Origin of the sequence: Actinobacillus minor NM305 (genome assembly GCF_000175195.1) — a bacterium.
Lineage (GTDB): Bacteria > Pseudomonadota > Gammaproteobacteria > Enterobacterales > Pasteurellaceae > Haemophilus_A > Haemophilus_A minor.
The window spans coordinates 1-699 of the sequence record NZ_ACQL01000121.1 but is presented as its reverse complement, the minus strand read 5'-3'; the positions used below and the strand labels follow the sequence as shown (position 1 = coordinate 699).

The following is a 699-nucleotide window of genomic DNA, read 5'->3' as shown; positions in this document are numbered from 1 at the left end:
TAAAAACGCTTGAGGTTGTATAGTTAAGCCTCTCGGGCAATTAGTACGTGTTAGCTCAATGTATCACTACACTTACACACCACGCCTATCTACGTCGTAGTCTCCAACAACCCTTACTAGCTTATAGCTAGGGAGAACTCATCTCAAGGCAAGTTTCGTGCTTAGATGCTTTCAGCACTTATCTCTTCCGCATGTAGCTACCCGGCAATGCGTCTGGCGACACAACCGGAACACCAGGGATGCGTCCACTCCGGTCCTCTCGTACTAGGAGCAGCCCCTTTCAATTCTCCAACGCCCACGGCAGATAGGGACCGAACTGTCTCACGACGTTCTAAACCCAGCTCGCGTACCACTTTAAATGGCGAACAGCCATACCCTTGGGACCTACTTCAGCCCCAGGATGTGATGAGCCGACATCGAGGTGCCAAACACCGCCGTCGATATGAACTCTTGGGCGGTATCAGCCTGTTATCCCCGGAGTACCTTTTATCCGTTGAGCGATGGCCCTTCCATTCAGAACCACCGGATCACTATGACCTGCTTTCGCACCTGCTCGACTTGTCTGTCTCGCAGTTAAGCTTGCTTATACCATTGCACTAACCTCACGATGTCCGACCGTGATTAGCAAACCTTCGTGCTCCTCCGTTACTCTTTGGGAGGAGACCGCCCCAGTCAAACTACCCACCAGACACTGTCCGA

General features: G+C 51.9%; 1 rRNA gene. It reads right to left on the bottom strand.

The features are described from left to right. Positions 1 to 19 precede the first annotated feature (19 nt). Positions 20 to 699, bottom strand: a 23S ribosomal RNA gene (locus AM305_RS09495); the annotation flags it as partial.